The organism is Sulfurimicrobium lacus, from assembly GCF_011764585.1.
Taxonomy (GTDB): domain Bacteria; phylum Pseudomonadota; class Gammaproteobacteria; order Burkholderiales; family Sulfuricellaceae; genus Sulfurimicrobium; species Sulfurimicrobium lacus.
Genome location: NZ_AP022853.1, coordinates 3,084,621 through 3,109,171, shown reverse-complemented (window position 1 = coordinate 3,109,171; position 24,551 = coordinate 3,084,621). Strand labels below are relative to the sequence as shown.

Here is a 24,551-nt window from a genome sequence, read left to right as displayed (position 1 = left end):
CCATGCCCCGCATCATCCTGACCATCAACAGCGGCTCGTCTTCCCTCAAGGCGAGCCTGTTCCGCGCGGACGGCACGCGGCGCAATTTCCGCTACGAGCACATCGGCCAGGGGTTTCCGCACGACCACGCGGAGGCCTTCGACCAGCTGATGAAGGATCTGGGGGGCGATGCGCCGGATGCGGTCGGACATCGTTTCGTCCACGGCGGGGACATCACCGATCCGGCGCGCTTCGTCGATGCGGCCGAACTCGCGCGCCTGGAGAGCATCGTTCACCTGGCCCCGTTGCACATGCCGGGCAATATCCTTGGCGTGGCCCTGTGCCGCGAGCGCTTCGACGTGCCCCAGGTGGCCTGTTTCGATACGGCCTTCCACGTCACCATGCCGGAGCTGTCGAAGCGCCTGCCCATCCCGCGGAATCTGGGCATGCGTCGTTACGGCTTTCACGGCATCAACTATTCCCACGTGGCGCGCAGCCTGCCTGCAATTCTGGGCGAAGCCGCACGCGGCCGCGTCGTGGTCGCCCATCTCGGCTCGGGCGCCAGCCTGTGCCTGCTGGAAAATCTCCAGTCGGTGGATACCAGCATGGGGTACACCCCGGCAGGCGGCATCCCCATGGGCACCCGCAGCGGCGACCTCGATCCGGGTGTGATGCTGGAACTGGCAAAGCGTTACAACGCCGACGAGCTGGCCGACCTGGTTTATCACCGCATGGGCCTGATAGCGCTCTCGGCGGGAGAGGATTGCGAAATGTCCGCCCTGATCGGAAGCAAAAGCGCTGATGCCCACTTTGCCGTGCAATATTTTTGCCGCCAGGTGCGCGCCGCCATCGGTGCCTTCGCTGCCAAGGCCGGCGGCATCGATGCCTTGGTGTTCACCGGCGGCATCGGCGAGCATTCCCCCCCGATCCGGGCCGCGATTTGCGACCCGCTGGCGTTTCTCGGTTTTCGCCTCGACGAGCAATCCAACTCGGACAACGAAGTAATGCTCGCTGCCATGGGGTCGAAGCCGGTCCTGAACCTGGCGGCGGACGAGGAAAAGGAGATCGGCAATCTGGTGCGCCAGCTGCTGGAAACAGAGCGCACGTAATACTATTGCAACCTTCGAGTGGCCTAATGCGGGAAGAAACCAATAACCGTATCGAGCCCGTCATGATCGCCAGCCAATCCATTCCTCTCAGCTATCAGCCCAATGTGATCTTCATTCCCGAGCCGCTGCGCGTTTGCGGCAACTGCCACTTCTGGCTGGGGCCGAGGGTGCGCAACGGCCGCTTCGGCTATGCGGCGCTGAGCGGCGTCGCGGGAAGCTGCTGCAACAAGACGCACAAACTGGAGTCTTCGGAAGCACTGCCGGGAAAGGCAACGCCCCTGTCGAATCCCGATTGCCCGATCTGGAGCAGATGCTGTTGAAACCTGTTTCAGCGCGATGAGACTGGTCACTCACCTGGAAATGACACCATGAATACCTTGAAGAAACTTGAAAAACGCCTGATCGGCAAGCCCGGAAGCAAGGGAAACGAATTTTTCAGACACCTCGTCGAGGCGCTGTGCCTGAAGGAAAAGCTCTCCCTCGCGGAGCTTTACCAGTTGCCGTACGACGATTTCAAGCTGGCCATGGCGATCATGCAGGACTGGCGTCTCGATCAATACACCAAGACCAAGGAGCGCCTGCGCGAAGTGGTGCTGTTGCCGCAGGAAGCCGGCTAGCTCCCGGTTACGAACGGAATACCTGACCGATGGTGCAAGCTAGAGCCGTTTTCATCTCCGACGTTCACCTCGGAACGTCTGCCTGCCAGGCCGGCAGACTGGTCGACTTTCTGCGTGAATACGAATCGGAGCATCTTTTCCTGATCGGCGACATCGTCGATTTCTGGGCCATGAGCCGCGGCAGCATCTACTGGTCGCGCGATCAGAATACCCTGGTGCAGAAGCTGTTGCGCCGCGCGCGGCACGGCGAAAAGGTGATATTCATTCCCGGCAATCACGACGAGGCGCTGCGCGAATACATCGGCGCGTCCTTCGGCGATATTCGCATCGAGGACGAGTACATCCACACCGCCGCCGACGGCAAGCGCTACCTCCTGCTGCACGGCGACGAATTCGACCAGGTCACGCGCCACCACAAGTGGGTGGCCGTGCTCGGCGATATCTCCTACAACCTGCTGGTGCGCCTCAACGGCTGGCTGTCGTGGTTGCGCCGCACGCTGCGCCGCCCGGGGTACTGGTCGCTGGCGGGTTACGCCAAGCGCAAGGTCAAGACGGCCGTCAACTTCATCTTCGATTTCGAGGATTCGGTCATTCGCCACGTGCGCGAGCAAGGCCTGGACGGCGTGATTTGCGGCCATATCCACTGGCCGATGAACAAGCAGGTCGACGAACTGGTTTACCTCAACTGCGGGGACTGGGTCGACAGTTGCACCGCCATCGTCGAGCACCTGGACGGCAGGATGGAATTGGTCGCCTGGGGGGCCGATCCGTTCAAGATGCCGGCGGCCGCTCCGTCGGCTTGCGTTGCGTCATCGGCGGGTAGCCCAAGGTAGTTCTTGTACCCGGGTGTTTGGCCGGGTGATAGCCGGCCAAACACCGAGCAGAAGTAGCGCTCAGATTCTTAACAGGCTGGCGCTGGGCGCGCCGATTTGATGGTTTTCGGCGATCAAATCATCCAGGCCGCTGGCTGCGAGCGGCAACATGGTCGGATATTTCAGGATATTGGTTCCCGAGGTGCTGATCCATTCCTTGATCTTTATCAGGTCGTCGACGGAAATCACGGTTTTGCCCGTTTTATGTTTCCACAGGGAGCACAAATCGACTGCCAGTGCGAAGGTCAGTGCCCGGTCGTGATAAGTTGCAGCCATGATGATTCTCCTGAAAAAATCTTGTGAATACATCAGACTATAGCGGGTGTTTGTTGCACTATGATGACCGCATGCGGAGGTTATAAACGGTTTAAACTGTTAGCGTTTATTCAACCTAGAAACCTTAGTTGGACAGGTTGAAGTGTGCGGATTTTGGAGTGCAGGGCAAGGCGTAACGACGCGGAATGGTCGTTCCATTCCAAGGAGTTACAACGCAGCCATGTGCGCCAAAATCCGTGCAATTCAGCCTGTAGCGCACTCACCCGGCAGGTGAGTACTATGTGTACAAATAATTTTATTAACATCATTACGTTATGCACTTTGTTAAGCGGTCAACCGAGGTTTCTAGGTTCAAGGACTTGTCATGATTGATAACGCGGCTTTGGCCATGGAACAAAAGAGCGGCGCGGCATCGACGTCAGCCGGCCTGCGGCTCAATATCCGTGCGGATATGAAAGCCCATGCGCTGTTGCTTGCCGACCGGCTGGACCTGAAGTCCTTCAAGATCGCGGATTGCCTGGCGACCACTCCGCTGACGCTGGAAGTCAGCGCCGAGGGCGGCGTGGCGGTACTGTTCCGCTATGGCGTGGTGGTGTTTTTCGGGGTGCAGGCGCTGGACGAGGTCAGGTTCATCGCTTCCCTCGGTCCGCTGCTGACCAATTCCTACGAGATGCCGGAAACCGAGGAGTTGGTAATCCATTGCGGCATGGGCAGCGTCGGCGTGCAGAGTGGCGCCGTTTCGCTGGACGAGATCTCGCTGGAGAAGCTGCAGGTGATCGCCGATGCCTTAAGCAAGAATCTGGTGCTTTCCCTTTATGAGAAAAAGGTGGCCGGCGAATTCGACAAGATCGAACCCCTGGCGCAGGAGCTGGCGCTGCACGGCAGGGTAAGCGCGGATTCCAGGAAGCTGCTGTCCAAGATCGGCAGCATGCTGCTGATCGAACACCGCATGGTCGGGCGGGCAGAAATCGGGGACAAGCCGGAAACGCTATGGAATTTTCCCCAACTGGAAGGTTTATATGCCGAGCTGGAAGACGAATTTGAACTGAAGGAGCGGCAATCCGCGCTGGACCGCAAACTGGGACTGATTTCCGATACCGCACAAACACTTGCCGACGTATGGGACAACAAACAGCTGCACAGGCTGGAGTGGTACGTGATCGGCTTGATCCTGTTCGAAATCGTCATCGGCCTGTTCGAACTGGGCGACAAATTCCTGCATTGACTCGCCGCATATCCGAAATGCGGCAGCAAAACCTTTACAGCAGCATGGCCATTGAAATAACATGAAAATGTTAATTATCTGTAATGACCATCACCTGTCGGGTTTTTTCCCGGGATTGAGACGATCGTATGACGAGTGCACTCCTCCAGGAGCTGGAATCCAAGCAGGCACGGGAGTGCGTGCAGCAATTGCAGCATGCGCTTGCCCACCATAACCAATGGCTCAACCGGCTCTACGAGACCCTCATCTGCCGCCTTCACCACCAGGCGGACGATGTTGCCGATGCCCCCCATCTGTTGTGCCAGTTCGGGCAGTGGTACCACAAGGTCGAGGACCCGGTCCTGCGCAACCATCCGACATTCATCGCGCTCGGCAGGATTCACCAGCATCTCCACCACGCCGCGCGCAGCCTGCTGCTGGAGTCGGCCAAAAACCGCACCGTCAGTTACGGGCTTTATACCTCCTTCCTCCATGAACTGAATCGCTTCCGCCAGGCGATCTTCGGGCATTACCTGCCGCTCCCGCTCATGCGCCACGACCACTGGAGCGAAGAAGTAACCAGCCTGGCGAACAAACTGTTCGAATACACCACCGAGGGGGTCATGATCTCCGACACCAGCGGCTCCATCCTCAACGTCAACAGCGCGTTCAGCCACATTACCGGCTACAGCTTGAAAGAAGTGGTCGGGCGCAAAACCAATATCCTGAAATCCGATCGTCAGAACGCGGATTTTTACCGTCTCATGTGGCAGAGCCTCCGGGACACAGGGCATTGGGAAGGGGAAATCTGGAACCGCCGCAAGAACGGTGAAATTTACCTGGAATGGCTGTCCATCAGCGGCGTGCGGAACGATGACGGCAACGTAACCCATTACGTGGCAATTTTTTCGGACATCACCACCGCACGGGAAAACGAACTTCACCTCCAGCACCTGGCCTACTACGACCCGCTTACCAACCTGCCTAACCGCATGCTGCTCCAGGACCGTCTCAATCAGGCCGTTGTCATGGCCGAGCGGGAGCGGCGCAAACTGGCCATATTGTTCATCGATCTCGATCGCTTCGGCAGCGTAAACGAAATGGTCGGCCACAAGGCGGGCGATGCCCTGCTGGTCGAAATTGCCCAGCGCCTGCGCGACTGCGTGCGCTCCAGCGACACCGTCGCGCGAATGTGCGGTGACGAGTTCATCATCTTGCTGCCCGATATTCCCGATACCCAGGCGGCGGGCCTGGTGGCGGAAAAAATCATCGATGCGCTGGCCTTGCCATACTCGACCGAAAAGCAGCCGTATAAAATCAGTCCAAGCATCGGTATCGCCATCTACCCCAACAGCGCCAGCTCGGCGGACGGGCTGCTCAAAACCGCCGATGTCGCCATGTACCACGCCAAATCCACGGGGCGCAACACTTACCAGTACTACCGCGCGTCGGTCGGCGAGGGCGCCACAGACCTTTTTGCCATGGAAAGCAGCCTGCGTGCGGCCATCGAAAAGAATGAGCTGGAAGTCATGTACCAGCCCCAGATATCCCTGGCAACGGGAAAGATAACCGGCACGGAAGCGCTGGTGCGCTGGCACCATCCGGAGCGCGGCTTGGTCATGCCCGCGGACTTCATCCCGCTGGCGGAAGAAACCGGGCTGATCGTCCCGCTCGGCGAATGGGTTATGCGCCGTGCCTGCGCCCAGAACGCGGAATGGCAGAAGGACGGCTTCGCCCCCATGCGCGTAGCGGTAAACCTGTCGGCGCGTCAGTTGCGCATCCGCACGCTGGCGGAAAAGGTGGCGCAGATCCTCGATGAAACCGGACTGGACCCTGTCTGGCTGGAACTGGAATTGACCGAAACCATGGTGATGCGCGGCACCAACGACGTCATCGGCATCATGCAGCAGCTGAAGTCCCTCGGCGTGTGTTTTTCCATCGACGACTTCGGTACCGGTTATTCGTCCTTGAGCTACCTGAAGCGCTTTCCCATTAACGCCATCAAAATCGATCGCTCTTTCGTCCAGGGCGTGCCGCATGATTTTGACGACGCGACCATCTCCAAGGCCATCATCGGCCTGGGGCACAGCCTGAGCCTGAAGGTCATTGCCGAAGGCGTGGAGAACGCGGAGCAGCTCGCATTCCTGCGCGAACACCAGTGCTGCGAAGCCCAGGGTTACTACTTCAGCCGTCCCGTTTCAGCGGATGCCCTGACTGCGCTGTTGCGGAGTAATATTGCCATGGCCGATTTTCCGGGCGCTCGCTGAAAGTGCCGTTTAGCGGGCAGCACTACACTAGCCAGCCAGGGCGTGAAATTAGCGTTAACATGTCCCAAATAACGACAAACGCAGGACCGCTCAACTACAACAGCCAAAAAAGTCATTACCACGGGGGATGCACATGTTTGGGACGTCGAGGTTAAAGCAGGAACTCGCTGCTGCACAGAAGCGGGCCGCCGAACTGGAAAGCGAGAAGCAACAGCAGAGCCAGGACTGGGAAACAAAATATGCCGCCCTTCAACTGGCGCTGGAGCGGGAATGCCAGAAGACGGCTTTTCAGCGGGGTTTGTGCGGTCAGTTGCAGCTGTTCAGCCAGTCCATGCTGGAATCCCAGAGAACCATGGCCCTCCTGGCCGCCTCCATGAAAGCCGAGGCGGAAACCGCGGACTCCGCATCCCAGGCCACCACGGACAATATGTCGTCGGTGCAGAAAATCTCCGCCAACGTGTTCGACATGACGGAAAAAACCCGCCAGGTTGCCGAGATCGTCGACACGCTGAATAGCCGTGCCAGCCAGATCGGCGGTATCGGCTACCTGATCAAGGAGATTTCCGACCAGACCAACCTTCTCGCCTTGAACGCGGCCATCGAGGCGGCGCGGGCTGGCGAGCAGGGACGGGGATTCGCAGTGGTGGCGGACGAAGTGCGCAAGCTGGCCGAACGCACCGGCAGCGCCACCAACGAGATCGCCTCGCTGGTCAGCACCATCCAGACGGAAACCGCCAACGCCAAAGACAGTATCGAAATCACGCCCGAGCAGGCGGCAGCCTATGATCGGGATGCGCAATACGCAAAATCAAGCATGCAAAGCTTGCTGGACCTCTCCGTCCAGGCGCGCGCCACGATTCGTGGCACTGCACTGCGCACGTTCGTGGAAGTGGCCAAGCTGGATCACCTGATATTCAAGATGGAGATTTACCGGGTGTTCATGGGCACATCCCAGAAAGCTGCCGGGGAGTTTTCCAGCCACACCACCTGCCGCCTCGGGAAATGGTATTACGAGGGCGATGGCCGGTCTTGCTTCTCCCAGTTGTCCGCTTACAAGAGTATCGAGCAACCGCATAATGCCGTGCACGTCCACGGCAGGGCCGCGGTGGAGAAGTTCTTCGACGAAGACCTTACGGGCGCCCTGGAATCCGCCGCAAAAATGGAGGCTGCCAGCACCCAGGTGATGCAGGAACTGGAAAATCTTGCGCTCCAGGGAGAAGCGCAAGGCAGTTGTTTGGCGCACTAGGGCGTGATTACGCTAATTCCAGTGATCGGGTTACAAGCTAGCTAGCTGGCGGAAGCTTGTTCACGAGCAGCCAGTAGAACCCCATGTCGGCAACCGTCTTGGCGAATTCATCGAAAGCCACCGGCTTGGACACAAAGCTGTTCACGCCCAGCCGATAGGCGGCGACCATGTCCTTTTCCTCCTTGGACGAGGTCAGCACCACAATGGGCAAGGCCGAGGTGCGCGGATCGGCGCGCAGCGCTTTCAGCACCTCAAGGCCGTTCACCTTGGGCAGGCCCAGATCCAGCAACACCACCCGTGGCAGCGGAAAGTTTTGCTGCTCGGCGAACTTGCCCCGGCCAAAAAGAAAATCGAGGGCTGCCGCGCCATCCTTCACCCACTCTATCCTGTTGGCCAGGTTGTGCTTCTTCAGCGAGCGTAGAGCCAATTCCGCATCCGTTGGATTGTCTTCCACCAACAGGATGTCAATGGTCTGTTGTATGTTCATGGGGTGCTTACTCCTTCGGGGCGCGAGGGAATGACTGAGTTTTTGCGGATAGGAACTCAAGCCTATGCCTATGCGTAATGAGAGGCAATGCTAATTTAGTATCCAAATAAGCGGTGGCCATATGGAAACCACCTTGGTCGGGATGCACGCAACCCGGTTATTCTGGATAGCTGCGCAGATTGATATAGAGGCTGTTGCCGGGGATTTTCTTGGCCATTTTCTTGGCATCCGCTGCCACGGTGGAAACTTCCATATGGGAGCTGAACATCCCCGGCAAGACATTGACGGCACCGATGGAGAGCGAGGTGAGCGCGTTGAATTCCTTTTCGCCGCGCCGGTTTTCCGTCACGTAGCCGCCGCGCTCGTTATCGCTGACGCTGAAAAACGGGATGACGGCTGAGCCGAATTTTTCCAGTCCGCTGCGGCAGCGCTTTTCCCAGTCCGGACTGCAAAACAGGGCGATAAAGTCGTCGCCGCCGATGTGGCCGAGAAAATCCACTTCCGGATCGCAGATTTCGGCGAGTATCTTCGCGGTCATCTGGATCATGGCGTCGCCCTTGCTGAAGCCGTAAACGTCGTTGAACGGCTTGAAGTGATCCAGGTCGCAATAACAGGCGACAAATGGGATCTGTTGTTCCAGCAGTTTGTCGATGTGTTCGTTGATCGGCGTGTTGCCGGGCAGGCCGGTGAGGGGGTTGGCATAGCGCGCGGCCTGGATTTGCAGGTCGGTTATTTCGCGGATCAGGTCGTGTCCGGTGCCGATGCCGACATACTTGCCGTTTTCGGTAAAAATAAATCCATGGGTCAAGTATCGCCGGTCGCCCGCAACCAGGTGGCTCAAGTCTTGTATGCTGATGCTCACGTCCACGATCAGCGGGTCGGGGTCCATGAAGGTAACGCAGGGTTTCTTGCCATACAATTCGCGGCGGTAGGGCCTGGCAAAGCGGTCGATCAGCACGCTGCGGCTGATCATGCCGATCGGCGCACCGTCTTCTTGTATGATCGCCGCTTCATCAATCTGCGGGTTGGATTCGAAGACATCGAACACTTCATCGTTGAGGGTGTCCGACAAAAAGCAGGGGACTTTCATCATCAGCCTGCGTTCGACCAGGCCGGAGTGCGGGTTGCCGGACGCGGCGCCCCTGGCTGTATGGGGCGACAGCGCCTTGACTACCCCGGCAGGAATCACCGATGAGGGTTTGTTCGTGGGGCGGGTGATGTGGTAACCCTGACCAAAGGGAATGCCCAACTCGTGCACCATGAGAAGCTGGGCATGGGTTTCGACACCTTCGGCGATCACCTGGCACCCGGCTTTTCCGGCTTTTTCCAGCATGGACTTTACAAATTGGGCCTTGGCCTGGTCCTTGTCGATATTCTGGATAAAATGGCGGTCGATTTTTACGAAGGATGGCTTGAACTCCGACCAATTGTCCAGCGTTGAAAGGCAGTCGCCCTGGTCGTCGATGGCCACCTGGAACCCGAGCGCGGAATAATGGGTAATGACTTCCAGCAGCAAATCCGGGTTGAATTCGCAAACCGGTTTGTTCTCCGTCAATTCGATCACGGTCCGCTCCGGATCAAGCCCGGCGCGACGAATGATCCCGATGGTGTCGTTGTTGTGCAGTTCGTGCATGGCAAGCACGTCTGAGCTGCGGTTGAGGAACAGAAGCCCCTGCAATTGCAGCTCGACGAAACGCTCCGCCACCAGCTTGCAGCACAGATTCTCGAGCTCGTGGCCGATGCCCGATTGGCGCGCCAGCCCGAACAGCCTGGTCGGCGAATGCAGCAGGCTGTCTGACGGGCCGCGGATCAGGCCCTCGAAGCCGATAATGCGGCTGTTCGAGAAATCGATGATGGGCTGAAAAAGGACTGTCAGATTCTGGCGTTCGATGATGTCGTACAAGCTTCGAATCGGTTCGGAGTGAATGCCCGGAGAAGGCTTGCCGCGGGTTTCGGGCCGGACCGGTTTGGCGTTGTTCACGGTGTTTTTCATGATAGGCCGCTAGTTTTCCGGGAAAACCGCAAAGTTTCCGGATTGGAACCTCGTTGCCGCGCTCAATATCTGAGATGGAAATGCGCGAAATGTGTCGTTTCTGGGTAGAAACGGCCGGATTCCGGTGATGAATGTAGCAGGTCTTTATTGCCTTGATGTGACAAGGCGGCGATCGGATGGAGTCAGCGCAGGCCTTTTTCCTGCAGGAACAGGGTGAGTTCCCTGTCATCGTGCAGGATGTGATTCTCCGCACAGTCGATCAGGAAGGCCGTGACCAGCACAACGCGATTGGCATCGTCGGGCTTGAAATCTTCCATCATGGTGACGGCCTTGTGCAGTACTTCCTGGTGTTCGAGGGCGTGTTTTTCTCGCTCGGGGAAGCCATGGCGGAGCATAATTTCTTCTTCGTGGGTGAAGTGCTCCTCGGTGAAACGGATGAGCTTGGCCATCTGACTGCGTATCTGCTCAGGGTCGCAATTGCGCTCCACTGCGTCCACCAGGGCGTTGACCATGTCGATCAGCGCGTGGTGCTGGCGGTCGATGGAGGCGATGCCCAGCGTGTGGCGGCTCTCGTCCCACGCCAGATGAAATTTCTGCATGCTCAGTGCTCCTTGATCAGGACGCTGGTTGAGTACTCCGGCTGGAAGCGCTTCTCGACCGGTCTGGATAGGACCAGCCGTTGCGCCATGCCCCGACCACCAGCGTGGGATATTCGGGGCGGCCGAGACTGCCGTTGTAGCGGCCCAGCGCGCGATACAGGTCGCCGCGCTCGATGTCCAGATAGTGGCGCAGGATGGTGCAGCCATAACGCAGGTTGGTGCGGATGTGGAACAGGTTGTTGTCGCTGGCCCCGATGAGCTTGACCCAGAACGGCATCACCTGCATATAGCCGCGCGCACCAGCGCTGGAAACGGAGTATTTCTTGAAGCCGCTTTCGACCTGGATCAGGCCGAGTACCAGCTGTGGATCGAGCCCCGCGCGCGATGCTTCGTAATGTACTGCTCTGAGGAAATCCAGGCGGGTGGTGCGATCCGGTATGCGTTTTTCCATGCGGTGCGACATTTCGGCCAGCCAGTTCGCCTCTTCCACCGGCGAGGAAAAGGACGGGCGTCGCGGGGCGCTGTCGCTCACTGATTTGTAAAGCGCTGCCCGCACGCTGTCGGACAGCGGTTCATAAAGCTGCGCCCCGGCCTGGGCGGCCGCCGGCAGCAGCAGGAGTAGCGATAACGCTATCAGTCTTCGCATAATTTGGATTGTACGAATTCCAGCACCGAATTCAAGGCGATGGCCTGCGCTTTTTCGTCGCGGCGTCCCTGATATTCGAGGTTACCTTCCTTCAGCCCGCGCTCGCCCACCACGATGCGGTGCGGGATGCCGACCAGTTCCATGTCGGCGAACATCACGCCGGGGCGCTCGTCGCGGTCGTCCAGCAGCACTTCGATGCCGGCTGCCTTGAGGTCGGCATAGAGCTTGTTCACGGTGTCTTTCACCAGTTCGCTGCGCCCCATGCCGATGGGTACGATGGCCAGTTCGTAGGGGGCGATGGAGGGCGGCCAGATGATGCCGCGCGCGTCGTGATTCTGCTCGATGGCGGCGGCCACGATGCGCGATACGCCGATGCCGTAGCAGCCCATTTCCATGACGCGATCCTTGCCGGATTCGTCGAGGAAAGTGGCGTTCATGGCCGAGGAATACTTGTTGCCGAGCTGGAAGATATGGCCGACCTCGATGCCGCGGCACAGTTCCAGTATGCCCTTGCCGTCCGGGCTGGGGTCGCCTTCCACGGCGTTGCGGATGTCCACCACTTCCTTGAGTTCGGGCAGGTCGCGCACGAAATTGACACCGGTGAGATGGTAGCCATCCTCGTTGGCGCCGCAGACGAAATCACTCATCACTGCCACGGAGCGGTCGGCGATGATGGGAATGTTCAGCCCGACCGGGCCCAGCGAACCGGCCCGGCAGCCGGCGGCAGCAAGAATCTGTGCGTCGCTGGCGAAGCGCACGGCTTCGGGGAGCTGGAGCAGCTTGCCTGCCTTGACTTCGTTCAGCTCATGGTCGCCGCGCAGCAGCAGCGCCACCACGCCTCCGTCGCGGCCTTCGACCAGCAGCGTCTTGACGGTTTTCTCGGCGGGAACCTTGAGGTATTCGCACACCTGTTCGATGCTGTGCTTGCCCGGTGTCGAAATCTTCTGCATAGGCTGAGTGGGCGCCGGGCGTGGGGCGCTCGGCGAGACTGCTTCGGCCAGCTCGACGTTGGCGGCATAGTCGGAACTGGGGCAGAAGGCGATGGCGTCCTCGCCGGAATCCGCCAGCACGTGGAATTCGTGCGAGCCGGAGCCGCCGATGGCGCCGGTATCCGCCGCCACGGCGCGGAACTTCAGCCCCAGGCGGGTGAAGATGCGCGAATAGGTCTGGTACATCACTTCATAGGTCTGTTCCAGCGAGGCGCGGTCGGCATGGAAGGAGTAGGAGTCCTTCATCACGAACTCGCGTGCGCGCATCACGCCGAAGCGCGGGCGGATCTCGTCGCGGAACTTGGTCTGGATCTGGTAGAAGTTGATCGGCAGCTGGCGGTAGCTCTTGATCTCGCGCCGCGCCACGTCGGTGATGACTTCCTCGTGGGTGGGGCCGAAACAGAACTCGCGTTCGTGGCGGTCCCTGATCTTCAGCATCTGCGGGCCGAACACGTCCCAGCGCCCGGTTTCCTGCCACAGCTCGGCGGGGATCACGGCGGGCATCAGCAGCTCGATGGCGCCGGCCCGGTCCATTTCCTCGCGCACGATGTTTTCCACCTTGCGCAGCACCTTCAGGCCCAGCGGCATCCAGCTGTAAAGCCCGCTGCCCAGGCGCTTGATCAGGCCGGCGCGCAGCATCAGCTTGTGGCTGACCAGCTCGGCTTCGGTCGGGGCTTCCTTGAGGGTGGAGAGGAAAAATTGTGAAACGCGCATGGTGATGTTCCGGATTCTGAAAACTTCCAATTCTACCGCCATCAGCCTTGCCGTGACACCATTTGATATCGCGTTGTCAGGACATGTGAATTCTGCTATAAAAGGATTCACCGATCTCGAATTTGTATTCGTCATAACTGCCAGGTTTGCGGTGGTTTGGCCGGCGCACGTGTGTTCCTGAAATTTCCATATTCCAATGAGGTTTCCATGAATATGCAATCAAGGTTTGGCATTCTGCTCGTGTTGCTGGCAGCTACGTCCTCTCCATTCGCGTTCGGCGCGCAGCCGCTCAAGCCTGGCGAAGCCATCGCTATCAACCCCCAACCCGAACCGCCGGGCGCGCCGAGACAGAAAATTTTAAAGCCCGCTGAAAAGGTTGGCATCAATCCCCAGCCAGAACCTCCGTTACCAGTGGAGCATAAGCTTCTCAGGCCGGGAACAGCCGTAGGTATCAATCCCCAGCCGGAGCCACCGATGCCGCAGAGGCGCTAGTCAGGGGATAAAGGGGGGGAAAAACAAATGGCGCGGAATAAGGCATGGGCCGTTGAGTGGTGCGGGGCTGGGTTTTGGCATCTGTCCGCGCTATTGTTTTTGGTATCGCTGAGCATTTTCGCGGCCCAGCTCTCTTTTGCGGCTGACATGCGGAACATGATCACCGTGCCGCCGGTCCTCAATAGAGCGCCCGCTTCAACCCCCGCCATTATGGCCCCGCCTCCGGCGGCACAAACCACTACAGCCACCATTCAGTCCGTTTCGCCATCCACGCTGATGCCGGGGCAGAACTACACCCTGCAATTGCTGGGACAGGGGCTCCGGCCCGGCATCAAGGTGGACTTCGGCAGCGGAGTTACCCTGACTTCCCCGCTTATTTTCGCGGCAGAAGGCGGACGCGGCGCCCAGGTGAATGTCAGGGTCGAGCCGGGCGCCGCGCCAGGCGTGCGTCAGGTGATTCTCACCGTGCCTTCCAGCCTTGCGGTCCTGCCGCCGCAGCCGCAGCCTGCCCGCATCACCATTATGCCCGGGCCGGGCCTGGCCGGGATGGCAGGAGCTGCGGCCCCGCTTCCCGGGGTGAAGATGCCGCCAGCACCGCCAGCACCGCCACCACAGACGCCGATGTCCAATCCCGTTCCGGTAATCGCCTTGCAGGTTGTGCCGAACCAGTGGCAGACCGGAAAAACTTACCAGTTGACACTGAACGGGAACGATTTCGTGAACGGCATGGAACTGCGCTTTGGCGACGGCGTCAAGATCAAGACGCCGCCTAAAATCATCACTTCGTCCTTTGCCCAGATGGAAGTGGAAGTCGCATCCAGTGCTCAGCCGGGCGTGCGCCTGGTCGGGGCGCGCATGACGCCAAACCAGGCGTGGAGCATGACTTCTGCTAGCGTTCAGGTGCTGGCTGGCTTCAAGCCGATGGATGTCAAACCCAAGCTGAGGCCGTTCGATACCAGTTTCAAACCGGGCCGGATCGAGTTGAAATCGCCGGGATGGTCTTCCACGGCTAAAACCGACCCCGCAACCGGCACCAAGATGACTTGCTCGAGGGATGGCGTTGCGCTAAGCGGTGAGTGCAACATGGCCGATAGCGCGCCCCTGTTGCAGGATGATCTGGTGTTCCGCTGGCAGGAGAAAAACCCGGGTACGGCTGAGTTTTTCGAGTTTCGCATTCTGAATAAAAACGGCAATGTGCTGATGCGCAAGCGCCTTGAGGGCGGCACGGCGGTATGGCCGGGCAGTTCGCAGCCGACAAAATTACCGCCCCCGACCTACTATCAGCCTGATCCAGCCTTCCTCGACACGTTGCTTAATCCCGCTACCGGTCCTCTCAGTGCCGCTCCTTCAGGCACGGCCAAGGGCGGTGCCAAGGTAAAGTCGCCGAGCAGTGCAAAATATTCCCCCGCCGGGTCGGCAGGAGGGGCTGCACAGCAGGAAAGTGCGCCTCCCGTGAACTACCCGAACGCAACAGACCTGCTGTGGGAAGTGGCGGGCTACCGCGTTTACCTGAGCAACGGGGTCGAGCAGAAAGCGGCCATGGAGAGCGATGCGCCCGTCCGATTGGTGGCTGCCAACATGTCTGCGCAGGGTGTCTCCGATACGGGCAGGCAGGGCATGACGGGCGTTCTGGTGCAGCCGGGTGAACCTGTCGAAGTCGAGATTTCCGATCGCTGGCCGCTCAGGAAGCCGAATCGGCCGAATGGCTTCGGCGCCTGCCCGCTGGTGCCCCAGGCGCAGCCGGTTCTGCGCGCCCAGAATATGGACAAGGGCGAAGGCGATACCAGCGTGGCCGCAGTGGCGCATCCATTCGACAACTGGATACTCTCGGGCAAGGTGGTGCTCGCCAATTCGCCTTACGAATCCCATCCCGGCGTGGAACTGGAGCCTTCCAAGTCATCTGGTTCGTCGCAGTCCGGCATGGGCACGGCGACTCTTCCGACGGTTGCCAAATATCGCTTCGACAATCTGTTCGTGGATTGGGGCGATGGCACGGTGGTACCGCTGGTGGGCAAACCGGAAGATCCTCTTTACAACGACCAGGACAAAAAAGGCATCAACGGCGATGTCGCCATGACGCTGCCGGACCAGCAGGAATACGGCGAGTATTCGCATACGGTGGCGATTGGCAACAAGGAACATGCCGCGCGGCGTGAAACGTTCTTCACCCACCAATATTCGCGCACCGGCTATTTCAATATCCGCGTCTATCAGTTGGCGGAAAGGGATGTGCAGCAGGCGAACCCTGCCGATCTGGCGGATGCCTACGATCATCCGTCAGGCTCGGCAGGGCTTGGAGCTTACGGACAACTGCGCGGCACCGGCAGCTTGGCGCAGGCCGGAGGAAGGGATAATGACGCCAAGGCAAAGGACATCGCCGAACGTGCATATGTGATGATGTGCCAGACGGTCAACATCATGCCGTACATGGATCCAGTGGCTTATGGACCGCTGCACCTCGAGTCGGTGGACATCGTGTCGTTCGGTCCGCCGCAGCGGGCTCGGTCTCCGGTCGGCAAAGTCAGCGCAAAAACCGGCATTGCGCGTGGTGCCGTGGCGTCCAAGGAAAAATCTGCTGCGTCTCTATCGGCTTCTGGCCCGGGCAACGTCAAGCTCGCCAATAACTCCATTTCGCAGGCAGTGCTCCAGCTTGACGATGGGGTGGATGCCACGTGCAGCGGCTGCAACAAGGCATTTACCGCCCACGCGGTGCTGAGCTATTTTGGCAGTGGCGCGGTTGACGCGACCTGGAAAGTGAAACTCAAGGGCAAGAAAGGTGTCCAGTCCTTCCCGGCAACCGGTCCCGGCACCGTGGGCCGTTCGCCAGCAAGGGAAGGGGACCCAAAAAACTGGAAAGATCCCCTGCCCGGCACTCATGACCTGTACTCGCCGGCCCTGCCCGTGGATCCGGCGGATGTGTACGAAATCTGGGTCGAGGTCAAGGTCAAGCCGGAGCCCTTGTTCGATCATGCCTTCAGGTTGCAGGGCCGGGGGGGTGTGGTGGACGTGAATGCGCTGGCGGCGCAGAGAGGCGAGAAAGCAGTCAAGGTGGGCTTCCTGCGGCCGAGCAGGGAAGGCGGAAAATCCTCGCCGCCCGTGCTGTATGCCAATGATGCCCAGACCTCCACGGCCCTGGCGGCGGCAGGCCGGAAATTGTCTGCCACCTCCTCGCGCTTGGCCGGGGGCCTTAATCTGGATGGCCAGCAGGTGAAATCGCCGAGCAAGAAATACAAGGTGGTGGCGATTGATCCGAGCAAGCCGTGCGAATTCTATTTTGCCGGCGAGCAGGGGGACAAGTTCAGCGTTTACCTCGATCAGCAGAACCTGCCCAAGGAATCGGGAGGGACATATAGCGGCAGCGGGACACTGGATGTCAAGCTGACCAGTTCCAGCAATGGCGCAACCTTGATTCCGAACGTCGGCGTTTCCTTTCAGAACTGGCAGGTGGACCAGGCTGGAAACGTCGCGCCGGGCACCAAGCTGTCCCAGACCGTGTCTTCCGGACCCATTTCGACCATGGGGCTGACTGACGTGTCCGTGGCGAAGATCGAAGGCACGGCAGGGAAGGAAATGAAGGCCACCTTGAATGCAAAACTGGGCGACAGCTTCCTGCTGTTCGCCGGTAGCGGTGATGTGCCGTCATGGAAAACCGCCGCCAATTTGCGGCAAAACGGCGACTGGAGTGCTAAAGTCAAACTCGACAAAAAAGTGGCGCTGGGCTGGAGCGGTTTTTACCTGAACTCCAGCGATGTCACTCTCGATCTGAGCCGCAGCACCGGCCAAGGCCCGGATGCCTGTGGCGGCGCTTCCGGCAGCAACTGGGTGGGGGTGAATTTCGGCTCTGCTGATATCGAGATCAATACCTCCGACCTGGCACCAGTCACCATCCAGAGCAGCAACTGGGGTGTAACCAACCACGCCTGCGGCAAATTCTCCCTGCAGAATGATCCGCGTCTGATGAACCTGAGCGTCGGAAAAGGTACGATCAGTTTCAACAAGGTTTCGCTGGAAGCCAAATCGAGCGGGACATTCGATGCGCACTACAACATCGACGTCCAGTTGCCGTTCCTGAATGCCTTGCTGCACAGCGACGACGTGCAACTCCTCTCCTCTAACCAGAAGGAAGGCAGCTTTGAATTTGCAGGCGTGAAGCCGAAAGAAACCGTGCAGCGCGATTTTGGCCCGATTCACCTGAGCGCCAAGCCGGACAGCTTCCGTTTCGGTTTTGACAAGAGCGGCGGCTGGCGCGCCATTGTCGATCCTGAACTGAGCTTCAAGGCCGAGGGGAAAGCCTTCAACTCTGAACCGATTGCAGTGCCTGACATGCGCTTCGGCATGAACGGACGCGCCTATTTCGACGAAAATGGCACGGCAACTCGGGATATTCCACTGGGCGGCTTTGGCGATCTCGGCAAGTCCAGGCTGGAACTGCAGGGCTTGCACCTGACAGGCGGGGCCAGCGGCAACGAGCGCCTGAAAATGGCTTTCAGCGGCCAGGTCCGCCTCTCTCCCTCGCTGCCGGCGGCAAATGTTCAGGCGATTTACAAGATTAGCGGCGACAGCTATGAGGGCAGTGGGCCGGTGAGCACGCCCTTCAATCTCAAAGTGGCATTCCCGGCCGGCCAGCCGGTGACGGAGGCCAGCATCGACCCGGTCTATGATCCGAAACCCAACCCCGGAACGCGTTACACCGGCAGTGTCGACATCGGCATGTTTGGCGGGCCGCCGATCAAAGGCGAATTCCTGCTCGGTTATGAAGGCAGCACGGATTACTGGCTGACGCGGCTCGAAATTCCGCTGGGGGCAAGCGGGGTATCGCTCTCGCCGGTGCCGTTGACCCTTTACAGGGTGCGCGGCGGGCTTGGTTATCACGTTACTGGCGATTCGCTGCAGGGTGGGAAACCAATTGGTCAGGCAGCGTTTTCTTCCAGCGCCGACACTTCGTTCATGGTTGGGATGCGGGTCGGGAGCTCGGACAAGTTCACGGTCATGATGGATGGCGACTTTACCGTGACCACCGGTGCCAGCGCCGGAGCCCGCATGGATTTCCGCGCCTGGCTGCTCAAGGCAAGCCAGAGCGGAGACGGCGATTTCACAGGGTTTTTCAAATATGGCGGCGGTAATTTCGACGGCCGGTTGTGGGGCAATCTGGACATGCTCAGTGGCGCCATCCGTTTCGATCTTGGCAACGGCGAAAACAATGCTGCGGTCGACCTGCATGTCGGCGGCGGCAGCTGGCACGTGTATGCGGGCAAGAATACCGGCCCGCGCATCAGGGGGCACATTCTGATTCAGGATGCGGACTCCTACCTGATGCTGGGTTCGGATACCGGCCTCGCGGTGGGTGGGGCGCAGCAGGTCTATCTCGGCGTGGGAGCCTCCTCGGTGGCGTCGGCGTACGTGAAGGGCTACATGGACATGGGCCTGCAGATCACCACTCAACCCAAAGTGGCCGGCGATTTTGCCGCAGGTGTTGAGGCTGGAGCCTGCATCGTCGGTGGCTGCTATGACGCGGGAGTCACCGCTGCTGTGCATGCCGAAGCTTTTCCAGTGGACGTCCGGGCGAAGGCCAAGATAGAAATACCGCTTGCGCCGGATGTCAGCTTTACGGTGCATTTGTAAGAGGGCATCCAAGATGGCACGTATTTTTTCAGTCTGGCTGGCCATGCTGGCACTCTGGCTGGCGAGCCCGGCCTGGGCGGTGGATGCCAAGGACGCGGTCGGCGGCATGTTTGCCGCTTCCGACGGCATGGGCGAGGTCAGGCTGTGGTGGTTTCCTCCCGTCGGTCGCTGGCCTGCCGGAGGCTGGCGGCTGCTCGATTCCTCAGGCGGGCAGGTGCTGGTGGATCGCATCGTGCCTGGCGAGGCGGAGGCGCTTGCTGCCGTGTCGCAAAAAGATGCCGAAGGGGTGCGCCAGCTGCAGGATGTGCTTGCCAAAGCCAGCAAGCCCGAGGATGTGAATCTTGTCTATGGATTGCTCGGTGCACGTGCCATGGCGGACTGGCCGTATGCGCGAGCCCTCGGTCTGGGCTGGGTTCTGCCGCATGTCGCGCCGGGAAAACGGGCCTATCGGGTGATTGGCCTGGACCGTAACGCCAAGCCCGTGAATGTCTCTTTTACCAGTTCTCCCGTGGATGGCACCGTTGCCAGCCCCCTCGCTGCTGCACCCCTGGAGCTGAAGGCACTGGCACAGGGGGGCGGCGTGGCACTGTACTGGTCTCCGGCCCATGTTGATCGCAATCTCCCCGTCATCGCCTATGTCGTTGAACGGGATGGCGTGCTGATCACCCCTAAACCGCTGGTGCGCGGCCTGCGCTGGAATGTTTTGCAGCCGGCGCTGGTGGACAGAAATGCGCCCCTCGAAAACGAACTGACTTACCGTGTTTTCGCCGTGGACGCACTCGGCCGCAGGAGCGAGCCGGCCAGTGTCAAGCTGTTTGCCGCCGATCTCAAGGCGCTTGAGCCGCCATTCGAATTCAATGCTGCTGCGGATCGGGACGAGGTCACCCTGCGCTGGAAAGGCAGCGGTAATCCCCATACGACGGGATACGTGGTTGAACGTGCCTATCTTTACGACGGTCCCTATGAGACTCTGACGCCTCAAGGATTGCGTGCCGATGTCGCGCGCCACATAGACCGCAACCTGCGCCCCGGGACGGCCTACTACTACCGCCTGCGCGCCATGGGGCCACGCGGCGACCTGGGAACGCCTTCACGCGCGGTGATGGTGCAAACCGCTGGGCGCCAAGCGCCGCCAGCCGTTTCCGGGCTGAAGGCGGAGGTAGGGCGCACGCGTGTGCACCTTGCCTGGGAGCCGGTCAGCGCGGCGGTGGCCGGGTATTTTATCGAGCGGCGTGGCGATGGCGAGGATCAGTGGCTGCGCCTTAATGGCCGGGTACGCCCTGAACCGTTTTACGATGACTATTATGGCCCGGGCAGAAGCGGGGCGTTCAGTTACCGTATTGTTGCGGTCGGCTACGACAACCAGGAAAGCCGGCCCGGCAGGGATGTAACGGCGACACTGCCTGACACGGTGCCGCCCCCCGCCCCTCGCATCACGTCTATTGACGGCAGCAATGGCAAGGTGACGCTTGGTTTTGCGCCGGCGGGGCGTGAAGAGGATGTGGAGCAGTTCCTGGTATTGCGTTCCCTCTCGGCGCGCGAGCGCGGTCTGGTGCTGGGCGATCCGTTGCCACAAAAGGCCCGCAGTTTCGAGGATTCCTCGGTTGAGGCAGGAAAAGTGTACTGGTATCAGCTTGTGGCGCTGGACAAGAGCGGCAACCGCAGCGATCCGGGCAGCGCAGTGGCCGTGAGGGTGGGCAACCAGGAAATTCCGACCGCCCGCAGGCCGGAAGTGGCACGGGTAGCCGAGCCCTTTCCCCATGCCCTGGTGCGCTTCTCCGCGCCTCCGGCTGGTCTGGGGGTGGTGATACAATTCAGGACAGCGGCTTCGGATGCCTGGATCGTTCTGGCCGGGCCGGCGGCGGAAGGCGGGGAAGCGACTCACGCCAATCTGCCGCGCGGCAGGAGCGAGTACCGGGCGGTTTACCAGGCTGTCAACGGCGTCCAGGGAAAACCGTCGGAGGCGGTAGAGATTGCACAGCCATGAACAAGTTTGAAAAAAGGCGTTGAACCATGACATTCAGGCGAGGTATCAAGGGGAATTCCTGCGGTTTCCAGGGCGGGTGGTTGCTGGCGCTTGCAGCGAGCTGCGGCACGGCTGCTGCGGCTGATTTGAGCAACCCTGCCATCCTGGCCGATAACAGCGAGGTACTGCAGGCCTGGCAGCAAAGCGCTGCCGGCGGACAGGCGCCGGATCTGGTGCAGCAAGCGGATGGCGGTACCACCATCGAATGGCATGGCGGGGTAACGCTGGACAAATATGTGAACAGTTCTTCCGGCGGCAACCTGCTGACGCCCACCAGAAGCGGCAGCTACTACAAGGCGGATGTGCAAAGCGACCTGCGCGGGACTTCCGCTGAAGGTGATCTGAGTTACATGCAGCTTTCCCTGACCAATACCAACGACCGTTCCGTGCTTTCATCCCATCCTACCCAGATCAACAGCTTGCTGATGGGGCGCGCGGGGAAGGATTATCAAGTCACGCTGGGGGATGTGGTGGCAAGTTATTCTCAGTTGGGCACCAGCGTTGGCCTGCGTGGCGTGGGGGGGCAGAAGATGTTCGGGCAATCCATGCTCTCCGCCAGTGCGGGTGTGCTGGCGCAAAGCTGGGAGAGTCTGGCCAATACCGTGCAGCGTACCCAGTTTCTGCGTAATGTTTATGCGGGCAAGGTTGAAACCCCGCTGAACGACGCATGGCGCGGCTATGTGACCACCCAGGGATATTCTGACGATAGGGGCAGCCTGGGGCAGGGAATGTCGCTACTCGCGCCGGCTTCGGCGCGGGCCACCACGGCCGGTTTTGCCTATCAGCAGGGTGAGCTCGGGGTGCAGGGCGAAGCCGGTGTGAGCCGCTGGCAGGAGGAGGGGCTGCAGGAGCATAAGGATAATGCCCTCATCGTCGATGCCAACTGGCGGGTGCAAAGCGTGGGACTGCGCGCGGGTCATCACAAAATCGGCAGGTACTATAGTTCCCTTTCGGGCATGGCGGCCCCGGGTATCAAGGAAACCTATGTCGCTGGCGACTGGACCGCCGCACCGTGGGTGACGTTTACCGCTGATGCGCGTCATTCGGTCAATGAAGGCGCCCTGAATACCGTCAATGCGCAAAAAACCGATGCGCTGCTGGCCGGGGCTTTCATCAATTTCGGTGCTGATTGGCCAGGCTGGGGCTTGATGTTGAATCACTCCCAATCCAAGGGTGAAAGCGGCAATACTGGTGCCAGCAGCAAAAATGAAGGCAATGGCGCTTCACTTTTCTACTATGGACAGGCTTGGAGTGGCAGCCTCGGTTATACCGAGCAAAAAGTCAGTAGCAATGCGGCGCCTGGCGCGAACGCCAAAACCACAGGCTGGATCGGAACGGTGGGCAGGAACTGGAGCGATGATTCCGGCGTGGCCGGTGGCACCTGGACGCTGGGGACAAACTTCACTGCTTCGCTGCAGGAGCAACGCCTCGATGCTGGCGGCAGCACCCGTTCCACCATGTTGGGCCTGGGTGTTTCAGCCCAGCGTACCGGCTGGGGGTCACTGAATGCCAGCTTGTCGGACGGGACAACAACGCAGACCACGGGCGGGGCGGATTTGCGCCTGAGGAGCTATCAGGTGGATGCGGTTTACCCGTTCAAGGGGCAAAATTCGCTCCGACTTTATGTCAGGAACAACCAAAACGGCGGTGGTGGCGTCATCACCAACTATAGCGACAGGACCGTTGGTCTGCAGCTGGTTTATCTGTACTGAACTGTAAAGGGAATATGTCCATGAGAAAGAAACTGCTGACGAGCAGCCTGTGCTTGCTGTTGCTGGGGTTGGCGGGCTTGATTCAACCCGCGTCGGCGGCGGATGATGCGGCAGGCGAGGCAAAGGCTGCCGCAGCAAAGCCGATCGCCGATCTGGCCGAGGCACAGAAGGCGCAGCTTGCGCTGGACGAGCTTATTCGCGCCTACGAAACCGGCAATGTCAATCTGATCCGTACCCGGCTGGACCCCGCCATGATCGGCTATCAGCGTCTGATCGATGGCGTTGCCCAAGACAGCAATGCGCTCAAGCAGATTCGTCTGCACCTGTTCGACACCCAGGTGGTGGCAGGACCGGACGTCGCGGTGATCCAGACCAACTGGGAAAAACGTTTTCTCTCCGTCACCAGTTTTCAGCCGGGCATCTTCAGCGGGCACAGCATGTTCCTGATGCACCGCGGCAAGGAGGGGTGGCGCATGGCGGCGGTCTCGGGCGACAACCCCTTCTCCAGCCAGAGCGGCGTACTGGGGCAGATCGCTTTCGGGCCAGCTGCGATTCTGGCGCCGGGTCCGGCGGCTGGAGTTGTAGGTATTCCGTTGCAGATTGCAGTGACCGATCCTGATCTCATTGGACAGAGTACGCTGACCGTGGAGCTTGCGACTGTGCAGGGCGACCGTGAGAATGTCACTCTGACGGCAGCCGGTCCCGGGTATTTTGTTTTCAACGGACCGGTCTCGATGCAAAGAGCGGTCAGCAATACACCCGGCGATCATATCCTGCAGTTCATTTCCGTGCCGACCATACTGAGCGTGCGCTATCTCGACAGCAACCCGGGCAGCAACCGTCCTCCCAGCATGCTGACCAGAAGCATTGCCGTCCAGTAGTAGTTCGGGACATCAGGAGCAACGCAAGCAGTGGGTTTTCTTTCCAAATGGCGCACCCATAAGGCGGTGAGCGAGCAGGGCACGGTGGACGTGAGCGAGCGCGACGGCGTGCGTTACCTGCACCTGGGCGGCGTCACGGTGCAAAGCGCGATGCGCATCAACGCGCCGTACGAGCTGGAACTGGCTTACACCCGCTCGATGATGGGGTTTCTGCTGTTTCGTCACGTTCCCGCGAACATCCTGATGGTCGGCCTGGGTGGCGGCTCCGTGGCAAAATTCGTGTACCACAAACTGCCCTCGGTCCAGACGCATGTGGTCGAAATCAATCCCCAGGTTCTGGCGGCGGCGCGCAGCCATTTCTTCCTTCCCGAAACGGATGAGCGCTTTGCGGTGGAAATTGCCGATGGCGTGGATTATGTGCGCGATCACGCTGCCAGATACGACGTGCTGATGGTCGACGGCTACGACGACCGCAGCCTGGTGGAGGCGCTGGCGAGCCAGAGCTTTTACGACGACTGCGCGGCGGCGCTGACAGACGACGGCGTGCTGGTGGTGAACCTGTGGAGCAGCGACAAGCTGTTCGACGTCTATCTCAAGCGCATCGAGGCCAGCTTCAACAGCCTGGTCGTGTGTATGACCACGGCGCGCCTGAGCAACGTCATCGTGTTCGGATTCAAGCGCAGCCCCGGCAACCCGCGCTGGCAGGAGCTCAAGGAACGGGCGAAGCAACTGGAGGCGGAATACGGTCTGGAGTTTCCCGACTTTGTCGACGCCTTGCGCAATCTCAACGTGCACAGCGAAAAGCGTTTGCTGGTCTGAG

The 24,551-nt window shown here is 59.9% G+C and carries 19 protein-coding genes; 13 read left to right on the top strand and 6 right to left on the bottom strand.

Annotated features, from left to right (window positions below; all coding sequences use genetic code 11):
• Window positions 1-2 precede the first annotated feature (2 nt).
• Genes SKTS_RS15010 through SKTS_RS14995 form a run of 4 tightly spaced genes read left to right on the top strand, consistent with a single transcriptional unit; the run spans window position 3 to window position 2,538 of the window.
• Window positions 3-1,088 (top strand): acetate/propionate family kinase, encoded by a 1,086-nt coding sequence (locus SKTS_RS15010; RefSeq protein WP_173066783.1) that lies wholly within the window; start codon window positions 3-5, stop codon window positions 1,086-1,088.
• A 26-nt stretch (window positions 1,089-1,114) separates the two neighbouring features.
• Complete coding sequence (locus SKTS_RS15005) at window positions 1,115-1,408, top strand: hypothetical protein (protein ID WP_173066781.1); 294 nt, start codon at window positions 1,115-1,117, stop codon at window positions 1,406-1,408.
• A gap of 48 nt (window positions 1,409-1,456) precedes the next feature.
• Window positions 1,457-1,705 carry a hypothetical protein gene (locus SKTS_RS15000; protein ID WP_173066778.1) on the top strand — a complete coding sequence of 83 codons (249 nt, stop codon included), beginning with the start codon at window positions 1,457-1,459 and terminating at the stop codon, window positions 1,703-1,705.
• Window positions 1,706-1,734: 29 nt separating this feature from the next.
• Window positions 1,735-2,538: a UDP-2,3-diacylglucosamine diphosphatase gene (locus SKTS_RS14995; protein ID WP_173066775.1), complete on the top strand. Its 804-nt coding sequence runs from the start codon at window positions 1,735-1,737 to the stop codon at window positions 2,536-2,538.
• A gap of 60 nt (window positions 2,539-2,598) precedes the next feature.
• On the opposite strand, the gene SKTS_RS14990 is transcribed toward SKTS_RS14995, so the two are convergent.
• Complete coding sequence (locus SKTS_RS14990) at window positions 2,599-2,853, bottom strand: hypothetical protein (RefSeq protein ID WP_173066772.1); 255 nt, start codon at window positions 2,851-2,853, stop codon at window positions 2,599-2,601.
• A 364-nt stretch (window positions 2,854-3,217) separates the two neighbouring features.
• Here SKTS_RS14990 and SKTS_RS14985 point away from each other — a divergent pair, with 364 nt between their 5' ends.
• The 3 genes from SKTS_RS14985 to SKTS_RS19130 all read left to right on the top strand — a co-directional run bounded on the left by SKTS_RS14985 (window position 3,218) and on the right by SKTS_RS19130 (window position 7,570).
• A complete protein-coding gene (locus SKTS_RS14985) occupies window positions 3,218-4,078 on the top strand; it encodes an RMD1 family protein (protein ID WP_244617358.1) in 861 nt (286 codons plus the stop codon).
• A gap of 128 nt (window positions 4,079-4,206) precedes the next feature.
• Complete coding sequence (locus tag SKTS_RS14980) at window positions 4,207-6,324, top strand: putative bifunctional diguanylate cyclase/phosphodiesterase (RefSeq protein WP_173066769.1); 2,118 nt, start codon at window positions 4,207-4,209, stop codon at window positions 6,322-6,324.
• Between the two features lie 133 nt (window positions 6,325-6,457).
• Window positions 6,458-7,570 carry a methyl-accepting chemotaxis protein gene (locus SKTS_RS19130; protein WP_173066766.1) on the top strand — a complete coding sequence of 371 codons (1,113 nt, stop codon included), beginning with the start codon at window positions 6,458-6,460 and terminating at the stop codon, window positions 7,568-7,570.
• 37 nt (window positions 7,571-7,607) lie between these two features.
• On the opposite strand, the gene SKTS_RS14970 is transcribed toward SKTS_RS19130, so the two are convergent.
• The 5 genes from SKTS_RS14970 to SKTS_RS14950 form a co-directional block, all read right to left on the bottom strand.
• Window positions 7,608-8,057: a response regulator gene (locus tag SKTS_RS14970; protein ID WP_173066763.1), complete on the bottom strand. Its 450-nt coding sequence runs from the start codon at window positions 8,055-8,057 to the stop codon at window positions 7,608-7,610.
• 157 nt (window positions 8,058-8,214) lie between these two features.
• The gene (locus tag SKTS_RS14965; RefSeq protein WP_173066760.1) at window positions 8,215-10,050 is read right to left on the bottom strand and encodes a GGDEF domain-containing protein; all 1,836 of its coding nucleotides are present in this window, start codon (window positions 10,048-10,050) and stop codon (window positions 8,215-8,217) included.
• A 182-nt stretch (window positions 10,051-10,232) separates the two neighbouring features.
• Window positions 10,233-10,649 (bottom strand): bacteriohemerythrin, encoded by a 417-nt coding sequence (locus tag SKTS_RS14960; RefSeq protein ID WP_173066757.1) that lies wholly within the window; start codon window positions 10,647-10,649, stop codon window positions 10,233-10,235.
• A gap of 16 nt (window positions 10,650-10,665) precedes the next feature.
• Window positions 10,666-11,295, bottom strand: a complete 630-nt coding sequence (locus tag SKTS_RS14955; protein ID WP_173066754.1) for a lytic transglycosylase domain-containing protein — start codon at window positions 11,293-11,295, stop codon at window positions 10,666-10,668.
• The gene (locus SKTS_RS14950) at window positions 11,283-12,998 is read right to left on the bottom strand and encodes a proline--tRNA ligase (protein WP_173066751.1); all 1,716 of its coding nucleotides are present in this window, start codon (window positions 12,996-12,998) and stop codon (window positions 11,283-11,285) included. The genes SKTS_RS14955 and SKTS_RS14950 overlap by 13 nt, the downstream gene beginning before the upstream one ends.
• 171 nt (window positions 12,999-13,169) lie before the next feature.
• On the opposite strand from SKTS_RS14950, the gene SKTS_RS14945 reads away from it, so the two are divergent.
• The 6 genes from SKTS_RS14945 (at window position 13,170) to SKTS_RS14920 (ending at window position 24,550) form a co-directional block, all read left to right on the top strand.
• The gene (locus tag SKTS_RS14945; protein WP_173066748.1) at window positions 13,170-13,490 is read left to right on the top strand and encodes a hypothetical protein; all 321 of its coding nucleotides are present in this window, start codon (window positions 13,170-13,172) and stop codon (window positions 13,488-13,490) included.
• Between the two features lie 147 nt (window positions 13,491-13,637).
• Complete coding sequence (locus tag SKTS_RS14940; protein ID WP_173066745.1) at window positions 13,638-19,112, top strand: hypothetical protein; 5,475 nt, start codon at window positions 13,638-13,640, stop codon at window positions 19,110-19,112.
• A gap of 13 nt (window positions 19,113-19,125) precedes the next feature.
• Window positions 19,126-21,099: a fibronectin type III domain-containing protein gene (locus SKTS_RS14935; RefSeq protein WP_173066742.1), complete on the top strand. Its 1,974-nt coding sequence runs from the start codon at window positions 19,126-19,128 to the stop codon at window positions 21,097-21,099.
• A 26-nt stretch (window positions 21,100-21,125) separates the two neighbouring features.
• Complete coding sequence (locus tag SKTS_RS14930; protein ID WP_173066739.1) at window positions 21,126-22,850, top strand: hypothetical protein; 1,725 nt, start codon at window positions 21,126-21,128, stop codon at window positions 22,848-22,850.
• 20 nt (window positions 22,851-22,870) lie between these two features.
• Entirely contained in the window at window positions 22,871-23,731 is an 861-nt protein-coding gene (locus SKTS_RS14925) for a hypothetical protein (protein ID WP_173066737.1), read from the top strand.
• A 30-nt stretch (window positions 23,732-23,761) separates the two neighbouring features.
• Window positions 23,762-24,550 carry a polyamine aminopropyltransferase gene (locus SKTS_RS14920; protein ID WP_173066734.1) on the top strand — a complete coding sequence of 263 codons (789 nt, stop codon included), beginning with the start codon at window positions 23,762-23,764 and terminating at the stop codon, window positions 24,548-24,550.
• Window position 24,551 lies beyond the last annotated feature (1 nt).